The 14,781-nt window shown below is 59.9% G+C and carries 13 protein-coding genes; 3 read left to right on the forward strand and 10 right to left on the reverse strand.

Annotated features, from left to right (window positions below):
* Position 1 precedes the first annotated feature (1 nt).
* Genes ACL2XG_RS22055 through cecR form a run of 4 tightly spaced genes read right to left on the reverse strand, consistent with a single transcriptional unit; the run spans position 2 to position 4,592 of the window.
* Entirely contained in the window at positions 2-1,144 is a 1,143-nt protein-coding gene (locus ACL2XG_RS22055; RefSeq protein ID WP_413721249.1) for an ABC transporter permease, read from the reverse strand.
* A complete protein-coding gene (locus ACL2XG_RS22060; RefSeq protein WP_413721248.1) occupies positions 1,131-2,873 on the reverse strand; it encodes an ATP-binding cassette domain-containing protein in 1,743 nt (580 codons plus the stop codon). The genes ACL2XG_RS22055 and ACL2XG_RS22060 overlap by 14 nt, the downstream gene beginning before the upstream one ends.
* Positions 2,863-3,897, reverse strand: coding sequence for a secretion protein HlyD (gene hlyD / locus ACL2XG_RS22065; protein WP_410013886.1), 1,035 nt, complete (start codon positions 3,895-3,897; stop codon positions 2,863-2,865). The genes ACL2XG_RS22060 and hlyD overlap by 11 nt, the downstream gene beginning before the upstream one ends.
* Positions 3,894-4,592 (reverse strand): transcriptional regulator CecR, encoded by a 699-nt coding sequence (cecR, locus tag ACL2XG_RS22070; RefSeq protein ID WP_410013887.1) that lies wholly within the window; start codon positions 4,590-4,592, stop codon positions 3,894-3,896. The genes hlyD and cecR overlap by 4 nt, the downstream gene beginning before the upstream one ends.
* A 304-nt stretch (positions 4,593-4,896) precedes the next feature.
* Between cecR and bhsA the strand changes: the two genes are divergently transcribed.
* Positions 4,897-5,154 carry a multiple stress resistance protein BhsA gene (gene bhsA / locus ACL2XG_RS22075; protein WP_410013888.1) on the forward strand — a complete coding sequence of 86 codons (258 nt, stop codon included), beginning with the start codon at positions 4,897-4,899 and terminating at the stop codon, positions 5,152-5,154.
* Positions 5,155-5,221: 67 nt separating this feature from the next.
* Here bhsA and ACL2XG_RS22080 read toward each other — a convergent pair whose 3' ends face one another.
* From ACL2XG_RS22080 to ACL2XG_RS22095, 4 genes are all read right to left on the reverse strand, one after another.
* The gene (locus tag ACL2XG_RS22080) at positions 5,222-6,292 is read right to left on the reverse strand and encodes a porin (protein WP_410013889.1); all 1,071 of its coding nucleotides are present in this window, start codon (positions 6,290-6,292) and stop codon (positions 5,222-5,224) included.
* A gap of 879 nt (positions 6,293-7,171) precedes the next feature.
* Positions 7,172-8,005, reverse strand: a complete 834-nt coding sequence (locus ACL2XG_RS22085; RefSeq protein ID WP_410013890.1) for an ABC transporter permease — start codon at positions 8,003-8,005, stop codon at positions 7,172-7,174.
* Positions 8,002-8,892 carry a quaternary amine ABC transporter ATP-binding protein gene (locus ACL2XG_RS22090; RefSeq protein WP_413721247.1) on the reverse strand — a complete coding sequence of 297 codons (891 nt, stop codon included), beginning with the start codon at positions 8,890-8,892 and terminating at the stop codon, positions 8,002-8,004. Before ACL2XG_RS22090 ends, ACL2XG_RS22085 begins: the two co-directional genes overlap by 4 nt.
* 99 nt (positions 8,893-8,991) lie before the next feature.
* Positions 8,992-9,939, reverse strand: a complete 948-nt coding sequence (locus ACL2XG_RS22095; protein WP_413721246.1) for a choline sulfate utilization transcriptional regulator — start codon at positions 9,937-9,939, stop codon at positions 8,992-8,994.
* 106 nt (positions 9,940-10,045) lie between these two features.
* Between ACL2XG_RS22095 and betC the strand changes: the two genes are divergently transcribed.
* On the forward strand, positions 10,046-11,581 hold the full coding sequence (gene betC, locus ACL2XG_RS22100; protein WP_410013893.1) for a choline-sulfatase: 1,536 nt from the start codon (positions 10,046-10,048) through the stop codon (positions 11,579-11,581).
* Positions 11,582-11,604: 23 nt separating this feature from the next.
* The gene (gene choX, locus ACL2XG_RS22105) at positions 11,605-12,552 is read left to right on the forward strand and encodes a choline ABC transporter substrate-binding protein (RefSeq protein WP_410013894.1); all 948 of its coding nucleotides are present in this window, start codon (positions 11,605-11,607) and stop codon (positions 12,550-12,552) included.
* Positions 12,553-12,609: 57 nt separating this feature from the next.
* Here the strand turns inward: choX and ACL2XG_RS22110 are convergent, their stop codons facing one another.
* Positions 12,610-13,719, reverse strand: a complete 1,110-nt coding sequence (locus tag ACL2XG_RS22110) for an alkylhydroperoxidase domain protein (RefSeq protein ID WP_410013895.1) — start codon at positions 13,717-13,719, stop codon at positions 12,610-12,612.
* The gene (locus ACL2XG_RS22115) at positions 13,716-14,780 is read right to left on the reverse strand and encodes a putative FMN-dependent luciferase-like monooxygenase (protein WP_410016743.1); all 1,065 of its coding nucleotides are present in this window, start codon (positions 14,778-14,780) and stop codon (positions 13,716-13,718) included. Before ACL2XG_RS22115 ends, ACL2XG_RS22110 begins: the two co-directional genes overlap by 4 nt.
* Position 14,781 lies beyond the last annotated feature (1 nt).

Below are 14,781 nucleotides of genomic sequence, written 5' to 3' on the forward strand. Positions count from 1 at the left end.
CTCAATCCAGCCTGCGTTTGGTTTTCCAGGCCGTCAGGCCGATAAATCCCACGGCGGACGCCACCAGGAACAAGGTATTCACGACTAAAATCCCGGCGACATTACCCGCCAGGAACAGGCTTTGCAGCGTGCTGACAAAATAGCGCGCCGGGATGATATAGGTCACCGCGCGCACCACGGCGGGCATGCTGTCTATCTGGAAAATAAAACCCGACAACATCACGGCGGGCAGGAACGCCGCGTTTAGCGCCACCATCGCGGCGTTGAACTGGTTGCGCGTCAGGGTGGAAATCAGCAGCCCCATCCCCAGGGTGCTGGCAAGAAACAGGCTGCTGATGCCGAACAGCACCGCCAGCGAACCGCGGAACGGCACGTCCATGACAAACACCGCCACCGCCATGCACAGCGCCATCGCCACCATTCCCAGCACGTAATAGGGCAGCAGCTTGGACAGCAGCAGTTCGCTTCGCGTCACCTGGGTGGAGAGCAGCGCCTCCATGGTGCCGCGCTCCCACTCGCGCGCTATCACCAGGGAGGTCAGGATGGCCCCGATCACCGTCATGATAATGGTGATGGCGCCGGGAATGATAAAATGCCGGCTGACCGCCGCCGGATTGAACCAATAGCGCACCTTGACGTCGATCAGCTGATGAAAGGCGCGGCCCCGATCCTCGGCGCGCTGCTGCTGCCATATTTGCCAGATGCCCTGGGCATACCCCTGCACGAAATTGGCGGTATTGGGTTCGCTGCCGTCGGTAATCACCTGGATGGGCGCGCTGTTGCCGGTCCGGTCCATATTGATGTCGAAATCAACCGGGATCACGATCAGCCCGCGGATTTTTCCCGCCTGCATCAGCGCCACCAGCGCGCGGCGGTTATCGCTGATGGTCGGGGCGATATAGGGGGAGCCGGCAAAAGCCATGGCCAGGTCGCGGGCATCCTCGCTCTGCTGTTCCATCAGGATGCCCACGTGCAGGCGGCTGGAATCCAGGTTGATGCCGTAGCCGAAGATAAACAGCAGCATCAGGGGAATGACAAAGGCGATCAGGCCGCTGCTGGGATCGCGCAGGATCTGGCGCGTTTCCTTGTCGCACAGGGCGAGCAGCCGCCGCCAGGAGAACCGCGTAGCGTTATGCCGCGTCATTGCCGCCGTCCTTGTCAACGTTCTGCACCAGCGTGATAAACGCCTGTTCCATGGTGGGATTCGGCGTCTCCTGGTCTGCCGTTTGCAGTTTCAGCTCGTCCGGGGTGCCGCTGGCAATCAGCTTGCCGTGATACACCAGGCCGATCCTGTCGCAATATTCCGCCTCGTCCATAAAATGGGTGGTCACCATCACGGTGACGCCTTTTTCCACCATGCCGTTGATATGCAGCCAGAACTCACGCCGGGTGAGGGGGTCGACGCCGGAGGTGGGCTCATCAAGGAACAGGATATCCGGCTCGTGCATCAGCGAGCATGCCAGGGCGAGGCGTTGCTTAAATCCCAGCGGCAGCGCGTCGGGCGTCTGGTTGAAAATGGGGCCGAAATCGAACGCCTCGCTCATCTGCGCGATTTTCTGGCGCTGGCGCTTACCGTGCAATCCATAGACGCCCGAGAAAAACCGCAGGTTCTGCGCCACCGTCAGATTACCGTAGAGCGAAAATTTTTGCGCCATATATCCCAGGCGCTGGCGGGCTTTGCCGGAGCTGGTCTTCAAGTCCATTCCCAGCACCAGCGCCTGGCCCGCGGTGGGGATCAGCAGGCCGCACATCATTTTAAAAGTGGTGGATTTACCGGCGCCGTTCGGGCCCAGCAGGCCGAAAATTTCCCCCCGGGTCACCGTGAAATCCACGTTATCGGTCGCGGCAAAATCACCGAACCTCTTGGTTAGCCCCCGGGCCTCGATCACCGTTTCATGCCGGTCGCCGGTTACCTGCGGCATAATATCCGCCAGCGCCTGTTGGGTGGCCGGGCCGCCGCCCAGCAGATCGATAAAGGCATCCTCGAAACGCGGCGCCGTTTCCTCGATATCCGCATCGGACAAGCCGAGCGCCCGGCCCAGGCCCGACCGGTCGGCGTCTTTTTTCAGGATCAGGCGCACGGCTTTGCCCTGGATGACGCCGTCGCCTATTTGTTCCAGCCGCAGCGCGCGCCGCAGCAGCTGGCGGTTGGTGCCGGCGGCGTCATGGGCCAGCCACGTGCGGCCCGCCATGGTCGCCGTCAACGCTTTGGGCGCGCCGCTATAGATCAGTTCCCCTTGGTTCATCAGCAGCACCTCGCGGCACTGTTCCGCTTCGTCCAGGTATGAGGTGCTCCACAGGATCAGCATGCCGTCGTCGGCCAGTTCATGCACCATGCGCCACAGCTCGCGGCGGGAAATGGGATCCACCCCGACCCCCGGCTCGTCGAGCAACAGCACCTTGGGCTGGCCTATCAGCGTGCATGCCAGGCCGAGTTTTTGTTTCATTCCCCCCGACAGCTTGCCCGCCAGCCGGGTGGTAAAGGGCGCCAGCGCGGTAAAAGCCAGCAGGCGCTCGAAGGTGTGCCGGCGCTGTTCGCCGGTAATGCCGCGCAGGCTGGCGTACAGCGTCAGGTTTTCCATCACCGTCAGGTCTTCATACAGCCCGAACTTCTGCGGCATATAGCCAAGGATGGCGTGCAGGCCGGCGTCGTCGCCCACCGGATCCAATCCGGCCACGCGCAGGGTGCCCTGGCTTGGCGTCAGCAGGCCGGCCAGCATGCGCAGCAGCGTGGTCTTGCCCGCGCCGTCCGGGCCGACCAGCCCGGTGACCCCGCCGCTTTGCAGGGTGATGGTAAGGCTGGCCACCGCCGGTTTCGCCAGGGACGCAAAGCGTTTCTCCAGCGCATCCAGCACAATCTGGTTAGCGGGCATAAACATTCCCGCCGGCGGGCTGTGCCGCGGTTGGCTCCTGGCCGTCGGCGAAATCCAGGGTCACCGGCATGCCCTGGCGCAGCCGGTCGTCGGCATCGGTGACGATAATCCGCAGGCGATACACCAAATCGGTGCGCAGTTCCGGCGTTTCCACGTTTTTAGGCGTGAACTCCGCCGTCGGCGAGACAAAGCCGATTTTACCGTGATAGGCCTTGTCCGGCAGGCCGTCGGCGCGAATGATAATCCGGGTGCCGGGCACCGCCTGGTTGAGGTTGCGTTCATCGATATAGGCGCGCACCCACACCGGCCGCGTCAGGGAAAGGGTAAATACGGTGTCGCCGGCGCCAAGCATGCTGCCGACCTCCTGCGCCCGGGTCAGGATAGTGCCGCCCGAGGGCGCCGCCAGCATGGTATCGGTTGCATCCAGGGCGGCCTGGTCACGCGCCGCCTGCGCCTGGGCGAGATCCGCTTCGGCGGAGGCGATCTCCTGCGGCCGGTTGCCGGCCAGGTACTGTTGCAGCTTATCCCTGGCCGCCTGCAGGTTGGCCTTGGCCTGGTTGCTGGCGGTCAGCGCGTCCTCCAGCTGGTCGGCGGAAATGGCCCGTTTGGCCCAGGCGCCCTGCTGGCGATGGTAAAAACTGTCGGCATAATTGAAGGCGGCCTGCAACTGCGCCATCTGCGAGCGCACTTGGGCGATTTCTTCGTTGCGATACCCGGAGCGGGATAAATCCAGTTTGGCCCTGGCGCTGTCCACATTGGCCTGGGCCTGCGCGAGGGCGTTGCGATACGGCGCATCGTCCAGTTTCGCCAGCACCTGGCCGGGATGCACCACATCGCCTTCATCCACCGCCAACTGAGCCAGACGGCCGCCGACGCGGAAACCAAGGTTAACGGTGCGGATATCCACATTGCCGTAAAGGGTCAACGGCCGGTTTTGCTGGCGGTGGTAGTACATGACGCCATAGATCGCCGCGCCCAGCAGCGCGATAACGATGACGGCCGCGGTGATACTTTTTTTATTCATGATTTTTTGCCTGTGTGGCCGGCCTGTTCGGCCCGCAATCCATGAAGGAACCAATCGATATGCTGTGTCAGCACCTGGTTGATCTGGGTAACCTGCGCCGGGCCCAGGTCGCTCCATCCGGTGCGCAGCAGGATGGTTTCCCGCGCCAGCCGGAACGCCAGCACTTCGCCCAGCAGGGCATGCGTGTGGACGATGGTGGCGACCGACAGCGGATCGCAGCCGGTAAAACCCGCCACCAGCCGGGTGATGCGCTGATGCATCGGCGCAATCGCCTGCTGGTGGATAATGGCGTAGGCCCCAGTGGGGGAGAGCTGCTCCCGCGAGATGATTTTACTCAGATTCAGCGTTTCGCTGCGGGCCAGCAGCCCGGTCATGGTCAGCAGGGACTCATGCAGATAACGCCGGCACTGCCCGGCATCCACCTCCGGCTGCGCCAGCAGCGCATCAATTTGTTGCGCCTGTGAATGCAGGGACTGGGCGATAAAATCCGCAATCCATTGCGCGACCGCCAGGTACAGCCCTTCCTTGGAGCCGAAATAATAAAAAATCGCCGCGATATTTTGCCCGGACAACTGGGCGATTTCGCGCGTGGTGGCGGTTTGCGGGCCTTTTTCGCCAAATAAGGTAATGCCGGCGGCGATCAGCTGGGCTTTCGCCTGTTCGCCGCGCGCGGTGGGGGCCGGAGAAGGGGGCATGGTGGCTCCAATAAAATAAGTCAAACGTTTGATTAACTTTAACCCCCGCCCGGTTCGCTGTAAAGGACCGCCGTGATTTATTTAGGCGGCTGGCCGCGTCAAGGATGACGTTTCCTGACCGGGGAAACAAACAGACACGGCGATGCCAACATATTCACCGGTCTTTACAGTACTTTAGGTAATTAGTTAATGATTGATAAAATATTACTTGATCTGCAGCGCCAAGATGTCTATTATTTACTTATCGAACGTTAACAAATTAACGTCCAGTCCATTAATGCTTCATACCATGAGAACAGACATTATGAAAAACCTGACACTTGCCATCGCAGCCATCGTATTCAGCACCGTTTCCGCCGGCGCCTTCGCCGCCCAGGAAGTCACCAGCCGTCCCGCCGGCGAACATTCCATCGGCGTGGTATCGTCATCCACCACCAGTAACCTGTCCGATCTGGAATCCCAGCTGGCCGCCAAGGCCGATGCCGCCAACGCCACCTCGTATCGTATTATCGGCGCCGGCGGTAATGACACCCTGCGCGGCAGCGCCGAGCTGTATAAATAAGCTCAACGTAAAAAAACAGCATAAAAAAAGCGGCCGCAGGGCCGCTTTTTTTTGCGTTTGATAAACCTTAGAACTGATAGGTCAAGCCCAGGCCGACCTGGTCATCGTCGGCGATGCCCAGCTTATTGTCTTCGCTGAGACGGTTGATTTTATAATCAACATACGCATTGATATTCTTGTTGAAGAAATAGGTCAGGGACGCGTCATAGTATTTCACCAGATCGACATCGCCGATGCCTTCAACATCGCTGGCCTTGGACTGGAAGTAACCGAACATCGGTTTCAGGCCAAAATCGAACAGATAAGAAGCGATGGCTTCGAAGTTCTTGGTTTTATTGGCGTAGCCGCCGGTGATCGGGGTGTAGTTATGCGTTTCGCCGTACAACGCGGCGGCATAGACGCCGGAATTGTCATATTTCAAGCCGCCCGCCCAGACGTCGGCTTTGTCGCCGTTACCGAGAGCCAGGCTGTTTTGCGGCTGGGTGCGGTTGGACGAGGCATAAGTGCCGAGTACCGACAGGCCGAAATCAAAGGTATAAGACGCCGATGCGCCGTAACCGTCGCCGTTGGATTTGTTGGCGGCACGGGCGTTACCGGAATTTTCGTCGTTGGCGCCCTGGTATTGCAAGCCAAATTTCAGACCGTCGACCAGGCCGAAGAAGTTGTTGTTGCGATAAGTGGCCACGCCGGTGGTACGGCCGCCCATAAACACGTCGGCGGCGCTGTAGGTCAGGTCATCGAAGATTGGCGCGGTATCGGTTATCGCCGCGACATCATAAGCGATGCCCCAGTTGCGGCCGTAGTCGATTGAGCCGTAGTCTTTCAGTTTCAAGCCGGCAAAGCCCAAACGGGTTTTGGTGCCGGTCAGCGCGTCGGTGCCGCCTTCAGTATGGTTGGCCTGAACATTGTATTCCCATTGGCCGTAACCGGTCAGGGTGTCGTTAATCTGGGTCTGGCCTTTGAAGCCAAAACGCATGTAACTTTGGTCGCCGTCAATGGTCTTATTGTCACTAAAATAGTGGCGGGCGCGCACGCTGCCGTACAGATCCAGCTTGTTGCCGTCTTTGTTATAAATTTCCGCGGCGTGCAGAGCTGGGGCAATCAATGTCGCTAAAACGGCCAATGCTATCTTCTTCATTCCTGTTTTTCCTTACCAAATACTCTCGAGTTTATAAAAAGGACTCAACCTTTTGATGGCTGATGTCCTGAGCTAACCAGCATTTATAATTTAAAAATAAAAGCTAAGAGAACGCGCAATGCTAATTTAAATATCACCCTGTGGACCGATTTTGCAGGATAGTAGCAGCAAAATCGTCACGAAGATTGTGAACTTTTCATTAAAGTAGGAATCTACCTATCATAGAGCGCTATGCCGCGCGGTACGCTACCTTAACTTGTCATACAGATTTAAAAGTTGAGAGCCATCACAAAACCCTTTTTTTATTTAAGGGTTTAAACCAATGGCCGTATCAAGCTACCTTCCGGCCGGTGATGAGCGCTGCTTAAGTCAAATCCGCGGTCAAAAAGAGCCTGGCCAGCATCAGTACTGCTCGTCTCTGATGCCCCGCGTGGCAGCCAGCCAGATCGAAATTGGTATAATACATTTTACCCGGGCCAGCACCGCGCGCGGCAAGGAGTCATTGTCCGTGCCGTTATTGCCTCGCTGTAAATAACACTTGTCAAGATAATATTTATCATTTGTATAACAATTGTCGCGACAATACGGCAGTAGCAAAACTTATCCGAATACAGCCGCCTTAAAGTTAACTTATCTTAAATTAACCGGACAATCCGTTTTTGCCTGTGCCCGTACGCCGCTTACTTTGCATTATCATGACAAAATAAACAAAGTGTTTTTTTTGATATAGATATTACCTATCACAGCATAATAACCCTTTACTCGCCGCACAGCCTGGGCATAACCACCATAAAACATTGTCAATTTGCCCAACGTTGATTAAGTAAAAAAAGCATATCGTTATTTAGCTAATAGTAACCATGATTAATAATATGCTTATTATTTAACTCCAGGCTCCCGCACCAGGCTCGCCGAGAGCCGGTCCAACAGCATGGCCATCAGCACCACCGCCATGCCGCTTTGCAGCCCCTGGCCGATGTCCAGCTGCTGGATGCTGGTCAATATATCGTTGCCAAGACCGCCGGCGCCGACCATGGAGGCGATAATCACCATCGACATCGCCATCATGATGGTTTGGTTTACCCCGGCCATAATGGCCGGCAGCGCATTGGGCAACTGTACCTTCCATAATAGCTGCCGGCGGGTGCAGCCAAACGCCAGGCCGGCTTCCACCAGGCTTTTGTCCACCTGACGGATGCCCAAATCGGTTAAGCGGACCACCGGCGGCATGGCGAACAGTACGGTGGCGAAAATGCCCGGCGGACGGCCGAGGCCAAACAGGATCGTGGCGGGGATCAGGTAGACGAAGGCGGGCATGGTTTGCATAAAGTCCAGCATCGGCCTGACAAGCTGGCCCGCCCGGTGCCGCCGGGCTATCATAATCCCCAGGGGAATGCCGGCGAGCAGGCTGAATAACGTTGACGCCAGGGTGAGCGCAAGCGTGACCACGGCATGTTCGCTGTAGCCGCTATAAATGATATACAGCATCGCCAGGGCGCTGAACACGGCGAACCCCTTGCCGACGCGCCACAGGCTCAATCCCACCGCAATCACGGCCAACCCCCAGGGCGAAAGCCAGCCCAGGCCCAGCTCAAGGGCGCCGGCAACCGTGTCGATCACCTTGGCCACCGCGTCAAAAAATCCGCCGCAGTGTTCCAGCAGGTAACGCACGCCCGCGTCGATCTGCGCGCTGAAATCAACCGTTCCGGTCATGGGCGGGACTCCCGGTGCGCGGGTGACTGGCCGCTGAACGCGCCGGCATAATCTTCGGCCAGGACGAAACGCGATGTATCGACGCCGGAGAAAAAACGGCGCACGTAGGCGTTTGCCGGCGCATTGACGATTTGCTCGGCGGTGCCGATCTGGATGACCCGGCCCTGCTGCATAATGGCAATGCGGCTGCCGATACGCAGCGCCTCCTCGATATCGTGAGTGACAAAAATGACCGTTCGCCGCTGGCCGGCCTGCAGGCGCAGCAGCAGTTCCTGCATTTCGCGGCGGTTGATGGGATCGAGCGCGGAAAACGCCTCGTCCATCAACAGCAGCGTGGGATTGACCACCAGCGCGCGCGCCAGGCCGACCCGCTGCTGCATGCCGCCGGACAGCTGATGCGGCAGTTGTCCCGCCACCTGCGCCAGCCCCACCTGCGCCAATACCGCCAGCGCCTGCTTATGGCGCTGCGCCGTGCCGACACCGGCCAGCTCCAGCCCGAAGGCGGCGTTATCCAATACGCTGCGTCTCGGCAGCAGGGCGAAAGACTGGAACACCATGCCCATTTCATGCCGGCGCAGCTGGATAAGCGCGGTTGCCGATAGCCCCGATAGCGGTTGTCCGCTGAAAAACACCTCGCCGGCGCTGGGTGTTATCAGGCGATTGAGGGTACGCAGAAGGGTGGATTTGCCGGAGCCGGATAAGCCGACGATGACAAAGATCTCGCCGCGATAAATATCCAGCGAAATATTGTTTAACGCCACCGAGCAGCCAAATTGGGTAAATATGTCGGCAGGGTCCATGCCCTGTTGCAAACGCGACAGGGCATGCCGTTCGCCGTCGCCGAATATTTTATACAGCCCGTCAATTTTTATCAGCGTTTCATTCATCGGATTTTATTTTTTTGCCATGTCCCAACCATAAGCACAGGCTATAAGAAAAAAGAACGGCGCAATAAAATATTATCGTCTGAGTTATAACTAAATGATTTAAACCAATTGACCGTAATGGGCGTTATTTTTCGCATGCTGTTTAAAACTGAACGATTCACGGATTAACCATTTTTTAACTTTCTGGTAAAGCAGGCGATTATTTCCCCGCTCCGGCTGAATTAAATAATAACCGCGCCCGGTTTTTAATTGCGGCCCGCAGACGATCAGTTCGCCGCTATCCAGGAATTGATCCACCAGCGGCTTCCAGCCCAGCGCCACGCCCTGGCTTTTCAGCGCCGCCTGGATGACCAGCGAATAGGCGTTGAAGGTCAGGGAGGTCACGCCGTCGTCCGGCTCCACGCCCTGGCCGCGAAACCAATCCTGCCAGCTCAGCCAGCGCCGGGGCAGGGTATCGGGCAGGTTGAGCAGCGCCAGCGCCAGCAGGTCCCGGGCCGCAGTCGGCCTGCCGAACTGCTGGAAAAACAGTGGGCTGCATACCGGCACCACCAGTTCGGGAAACAGCATATCGCTGTGGCAGCCGGGGATCTGGCCGTCGCCAAACGAGATGCCCAGATGGGCGCTGCTGTCGCGCAGGGAGAACTCGTTGGGCGAGGTGGATATCTGCACATCGACATTGGGGATCAGCTGTTGCAACTGGTCCAGGCGCGGCAGCAGCCAGTAGCTGGCAAAACCCATATCCGTATCGATGCGCAGCACATCCCGTTGTTTTTTCAGCTGTATTTTTTCTATTTGCTGACTGATCTCCTGCAGGCTGGCGCGTACGATCTGGTAAAGCTGCTCCCCGGTGTCGGTCAGGGCCACGCCGCGGTGGCGCCGTTCGAACAGCGTGGCGCCTAATTGATTTTCCAATAAATTGATGCGCTGGCTCACCGCCGGCTGTGACGAACCTAATTCCTTCGAGGCGGCGGTAAAATTAAGATGACGCGCCGCCGCTTCAAAAACAGTCAGCGCCTGTAACGGCGGCAGCCGGAAATTGTTTGCCATAACGTCCCCTTATAGACCGATAAGAAATTAACCGGTTCACAGCAAAATATATTTGTGCGATAAAAATAACATTGAGCTGTAAATTTATTTAAAGCGAAATTTAACTATGCTTAGCAAAAAACCGAATATTGTTATTCTTATGGCCGATCAGCTTGCCGCCGGCGCGCTTTCCGCTTATGGAAATAATGTCAGCAAAACGCCAAATATAGACAGACTGGCGCGCGAAGGCGTGGTATTTACCTCCGCGTATTGCAATAGTCCATTATGCGCGCCATCGCGCGCGTCGCTGATGACCGGCCAGTTAATTTCCCGTAACGGCGTATACGATAATGCGGCGGAATTTCGCGCCGAGAGTCCGACATTCTGCCATTATCTGCGGCAGGAAGGCTATCGCACCTACCTGGCCGGCAAAATGCATTTTTGCGGGCCGGATCAGTTGCACGGGTTTGACGAACGGCTGACCACCGATATCTACCCGGCGGATTTCGGCTGGACGCCGGACTGGCGTCATCCTGAACGCCGGCTGGACTGGTATCACAATATGAGTTCGGTACTGGACGCGGGAGAATGTATCCGCACCAACCAGCTGGATTTTGACGACGAGGCCCTGTTCCACACCCGGCAAAAGCTGTTTGATTTGGCCAGGCGGGACGACGGGCGGCCCTTCCTGCTGATGATGTCGCTCACGCATCCCCACGATCCCTTCGCCATCCCGCGCCGTTACCTGGATCGCTATCGCCCCCAGGATATCGACCTGCCCAGGGTGGCGGCGGGGGACGCGCCGCCGGACGCGCATTCGCAGCGGCTGCGCGCCATGTATCAGCTGACCGACGGGCTGCTGGATGATGACCACATCCGCCGGGCGCGCCATGCCTATTACGGCGCCCTGGCCTATGTCGACGATCGCTTCGGCGAGGTGCGCGACACCCTGGATGCCACCGGCCTGGCCGACGACACCATTATCATCCTTATCTCCGATCATGGCGAAATGCTCGGCGAGCGCGGCCTGTGGTACAAAATGAGTTTTTTTGAAGGCGCGTCGCGCGTGCCGATGATCATCCACGCCCCCGGCCGCTTTGCGCCCCGGCGCGTTGAGCAGAATGTGTCGCTGGCCGACCTGCTTCCGACATTGCGCGAGCTGGCCCATGGCCGGCCGCTGACGGAAGAGGAGCAGGCCGCGCCTCTGGACGGCCGCAGCCTGGCGCCGCATCTGCGCGGCGAAGCGGGACCGGACGGGGTTTACGGCGAATATCTGGCGGAGGGCGCGCTGGCGCCGATGGTGATGATCCGGCGCGGACCGTGGAAATTCATCGCCTCCCTGGGGGAACCCGATCAGCTCTACAATTTGCGCCAGGATCCCCTGGAACTGGCCAATCTGGCGTTATCGCCGGCGTTTGCGCCGCAGCTGCGGCAGTTTCAGCAGGAAGCACAGGCGCGCTGGAACCTTCCCGATCTGAACCAGCGGATCTTAAGCAGCCAGCGCGCCAGGCTGTTCCTGACCGGGGCGCTGGGGCGGGACGGCGCGCCCGACTGGGATTATCAGCCCTGGCAGGACGCCAGCCACCGGTTTATCCGTAACCACCAATCCCTGGACGAGCAGGAGGCGCTGGCGCGCTATCCGCGCCCGCCTTCAACGCTCTGATACTGTTACCTGTGAGGAAGATTATGCGCGTGCACGCCGCTGTTGTTGCCTTGGGGCTATCGCTTGCGATGGGCCTGCCGATCCCAACCCGCGCCGCCGGGGAGGCCGATTGTCAAACGGTGAATATGTCCGATCCCGGCTGGTCCGATATCGCCGCCACCAACGCGGTCGCCGGGGTCCTGCTGCAGGGCCTGGGCTATCGCCAGCAGGTGCAGAATCTCTCGGTGGCCCTGGCTTACCAGGGCTTGAAGACCGGGCAACTGGACGTGTTCCTCGGCAACTGGATGCCGGCGCAGCAGCCGGTGATTGAAAAATACACCCGCGACGGCGCGGTCAAGGTGGTGGGCGCCAACCTGGCCAGCGCTAAATTTACCCTGGCGGTGCCGGACTATGTGGCGCAGGCCGGGGTAAAGGATTTTGCCGACCTGGAAAAATATGCCGACCGGTTCGATCATAAAATTTATGGTATTGCCCCCGGCGCGCCCGCCAACCAGAACATTAAGAACATGCTGGATAAGCATGATTTCAACCTGACCGGCTGGACGCTGGTGGAATCAAGCGAAAGCGGCATGCTGGCCCAGGTCGGGCGCGCGGTGGGCAAGCAGCAGTGGATAGTGTTCCTCGGCTGGGAGCCGCATGCCATGAATACCCACTATAAGCTGACCTATCTGAGCGGCGGCGATCGTTATTTCGGGCCGAATTACGGCAGCGCCACCGTGAATACCGTCACGCGTAAGGATTTTGCCGCCCAATGCCCCAATACCGGCCGGCTGTTTACTCAATTGACGTTTAACGTCGATTTGGAAAACCGGATAATCAAACGGGTGCTGGATGATAAGCAGACCGCCAATGAGGCGGCCGCGGCGGAGCTTAAGCAGCATCCCGAACTGCTGGAACGCTGGCTGGACGGCGTTACCACACGCCAGGGTCAGCCGGGGCTCGCCGCGGTGCGCCAAGCGCTGCAGCTCTAGCCGGCGGCGCTCAGGACCGCCCGCGCCCCAGTGCGCGGGCGGTTGTGCTTACCGCGGTTATTCGTCGAAGGGTTCCCCCAGCGTCAGCATCAGCCGGTTGGCCCAGGCGAAAAACGCGGTGGCCTGCACCAGATCCAGCAGCGCCAAATCGCTTAATCCCAATTCGCGCAGCCGCGCCAGCTGTTGCTCCCCCGCCACGGCCGGGGTGGCGGACAGGGCGGCGGCGAAATCAATTATTGCCTGCCAGCGCGGCGACTGGCCGCTGCTGAGCACCGAACCCGGCGGGGTGTCCAGCAGCCGCTGTATGTCGTCCGGCTGCTTGGACAGCTGCCCGGCCTTGCGGGCGTGTACCGAGGCGCAATAGATGCAGCCGTTGACTTTGCTGGCCACCGCCGCGGCCAGCTCCCGCTCTTTACGCGCCAGGCCGCCGGAAGTATAAAAAATGCCTTTGTCGGTCAGCGTTCGCTGTTCAAGCACCGGCAGGTTGCGCCCCAGCAGCCGGAAATAGTCGGAGTCGGCATGGCCGTTGTTCACCAGCACACTTTGCTGCTGGGGGGTGAATTCGGTTAATTTTTTGGCGGCGAGCCAGGGCTCCCAGCCCAGCTCCCGCTGGGTAAACGCCAGGGGAGCGGTACGCCCGCCGCGGGTGGTGCCCCCGGTACGCCAGCGTCCCGCCGGCGCCGCCTGATCCGACGGCGTATCCACCGGCCGCTGGTTTATCAGCCGGTAGCCGCGCAGCAGACGGCTTTGGAAACTGACAAACGCGACCAGCTGCGACAAGGTCACGATGGCGTCAAGGGACCACCCCGCCCGCCGCAAATCCGCCAGATGTTCCGCGGCGGCGGCGGCGGGACGATGGCTGAGCAACTGGGCATGGACCAGCGCCGCCTCAAGCCTGGCGCTGCCGGCGGCCGGCGCGGCCTGCCGGAGCGCATAAAAGTCGGCCAGGCGGCTGTCGCCATGCCATAACGCGACCTGCCGCGCGACCTCCAGCCGCTCCGGCAGGGAAAAATCAATGCCGTCGCCGGCGGTGAACAGCGCCTGGTAACTGCCCTGAATATGACGGGTCGCCGCGTCGCGGGTAATACGCGCCGCCGCCAGGGGGGAATCCGGCGCAATCTCCGCCAGGTGGTCGAGTATATCCTCGTTTGCCAGGGTATCGGTCATAGCCTCTCCTGTGAAGAACATGTGGGGGTGCGGTAATCCGGCGCCTCGGCGCTGCGTTGCGCCGAGGGTGTCCAGCCCAGTCCGGGCGCCACCTCCTGGGCGATAAGCTCCAGCGAGCGCAAAATGTCAGCATGGGGCGGGTCGATGGAGTGGACCTGGAAAGCCAAATCGGTCACCCGCGCCAGGGCGGTATCCTGCCGCAGCGTCGCCAATACCCGATCGGGGGTGCCGAGATGGACGTCAAAGGCGGCGATAAGATCATCCAGGCGATCGCCCCGCGGGGACTGTCCGGCGGCGCGGGCGTTTTCCGCCTGGCGGCGCAGCCCTTTTTCCGCCAACCGGCGCGCCAGGTCGCCGTCGTCGGCGGCAAACGCGGTGCGGGAACCAAGGATGCGCGGCGCGACGCCGTCGGGCAAGGCGTCCAGATAAGCGTCGATAATGGGATTCTGGATGGCATCCAGCGGCATGTCGGGCGTATGTTCGGGACGGGGCTGGGTGCGCGAGAGCATCAGGCCGTCGCCGGCGGCGCCGGCGCGGGCGCCGCCGTCAACTGAAAACGTCGCCTGCCATACCCTTCCCGCCAGGTGCGGGGCGGCCGGATACAGCCGGTTGCCGCCGGCACCGATCTCCTCCCCGCGCCAGGCCGCCAGCAGGATGGCCAGGTTGGCGCCGAAAGCGGCGCCGCGCTCGCTGCTTTGCAGGCCGAACGGCGGAAAAGAAGACGGCGTGCCGCCGGAGCCCAGGCCGATCTCCAGGCGTCCGTCCGCCAGGAGATCCAGCACCGCGGTATCTTCCGCCACCCGCAGCGCCAGCTCCATCGGCAGGGTGATGACGCCGGTGCCCAGGCGGATACGGCGCGTTAACGCCGCCACGTGCGCCAGAAATACCAGCGGCGCGGGCAGGCCGCCCTCGGCTTCATGAAAGTGATGTTGGGCCACCCAGGCGGTGTCGAAACCAAGGGTTTCGGCATGCGCAATCTGCTCGGTCGCCAGACGATACCGTTGCCGTGGATTAACCTCATCCAGCAGCCGGGTAAAAAAACCTAATCGTTTACCGCTGATA

Origin of the sequence: Sodalis sp. RH24, assembly GCF_047324145.1 — a bacterium.
GTDB lineage: Bacteria > Pseudomonadota > Gammaproteobacteria > Enterobacterales > Enterobacteriaceae > Acerihabitans.

Coding starts and splice junctions, on each gene's coding strand:
- ACL2XG_RS22055 (WP_413721249.1), bottom strand. CDS start 1,144: ATGACGCGGCATAACGCTACGCGGTTCTCCTGGCGGCGGCTGCTCGCC.
- ACL2XG_RS22060 (WP_413721248.1), bottom strand. CDS start 2,873: ATGCCCGCTAACCAGATTGTGCTGGATGCGCTGGAGAAACGCTTTGCG.
- hlyD (WP_410013886.1), bottom strand. CDS start 3,897: ATGAATAAAAAAAGTATCACCGCGGCCGTCATCGTTATCGCGCTGCTG.
- cecR (WP_410013887.1), bottom strand. CDS start 4,592: ATGCCCCCTTCTCCGGCCCCCACCGCGCGCGGCGAACAGGCGAAAGCC.
- bhsA (WP_410013888.1), top strand. CDS start 4,897: ATGAAAAACCTGACACTTGCCATCGCAGCCATCGTATTCAGCACCGTT.
- ACL2XG_RS22080 (WP_410013889.1), bottom strand. CDS start 6,292: ATGAAGAAGATAGCATTGGCCGTTTTAGCGACATTGATTGCCCCAGCT.
- ACL2XG_RS22085 (WP_410013890.1), bottom strand. CDS start 8,005: ATGACCGGAACGGTTGATTTCAGCGCGCAGATCGACGCGGGCGTGCGT.
- ACL2XG_RS22090 (WP_413721247.1), bottom strand. CDS start 8,892: ATGAATGAAACGCTGATAAAAATTGACGGGCTGTATAAAATATTCGGC.
- ACL2XG_RS22095 (WP_413721246.1), bottom strand. CDS start 9,939: ATGGCAAACAATTTCCGGCTGCCGCCGTTACAGGCGCTGACTGTTTTT.
- betC (WP_410013893.1), top strand. CDS start 10,046: ATGCTTAGCAAAAAACCGAATATTGTTATTCTTATGGCCGATCAGCTT.
- choX (WP_410013894.1), top strand. CDS start 11,605: ATGCGCGTGCACGCCGCTGTTGTTGCCTTGGGGCTATCGCTTGCGATG.
- ACL2XG_RS22110 (WP_410013895.1), bottom strand. CDS start 13,719: ATGACCGATACCCTGGCAAACGAGGATATACTCGACCACCTGGCGGAG.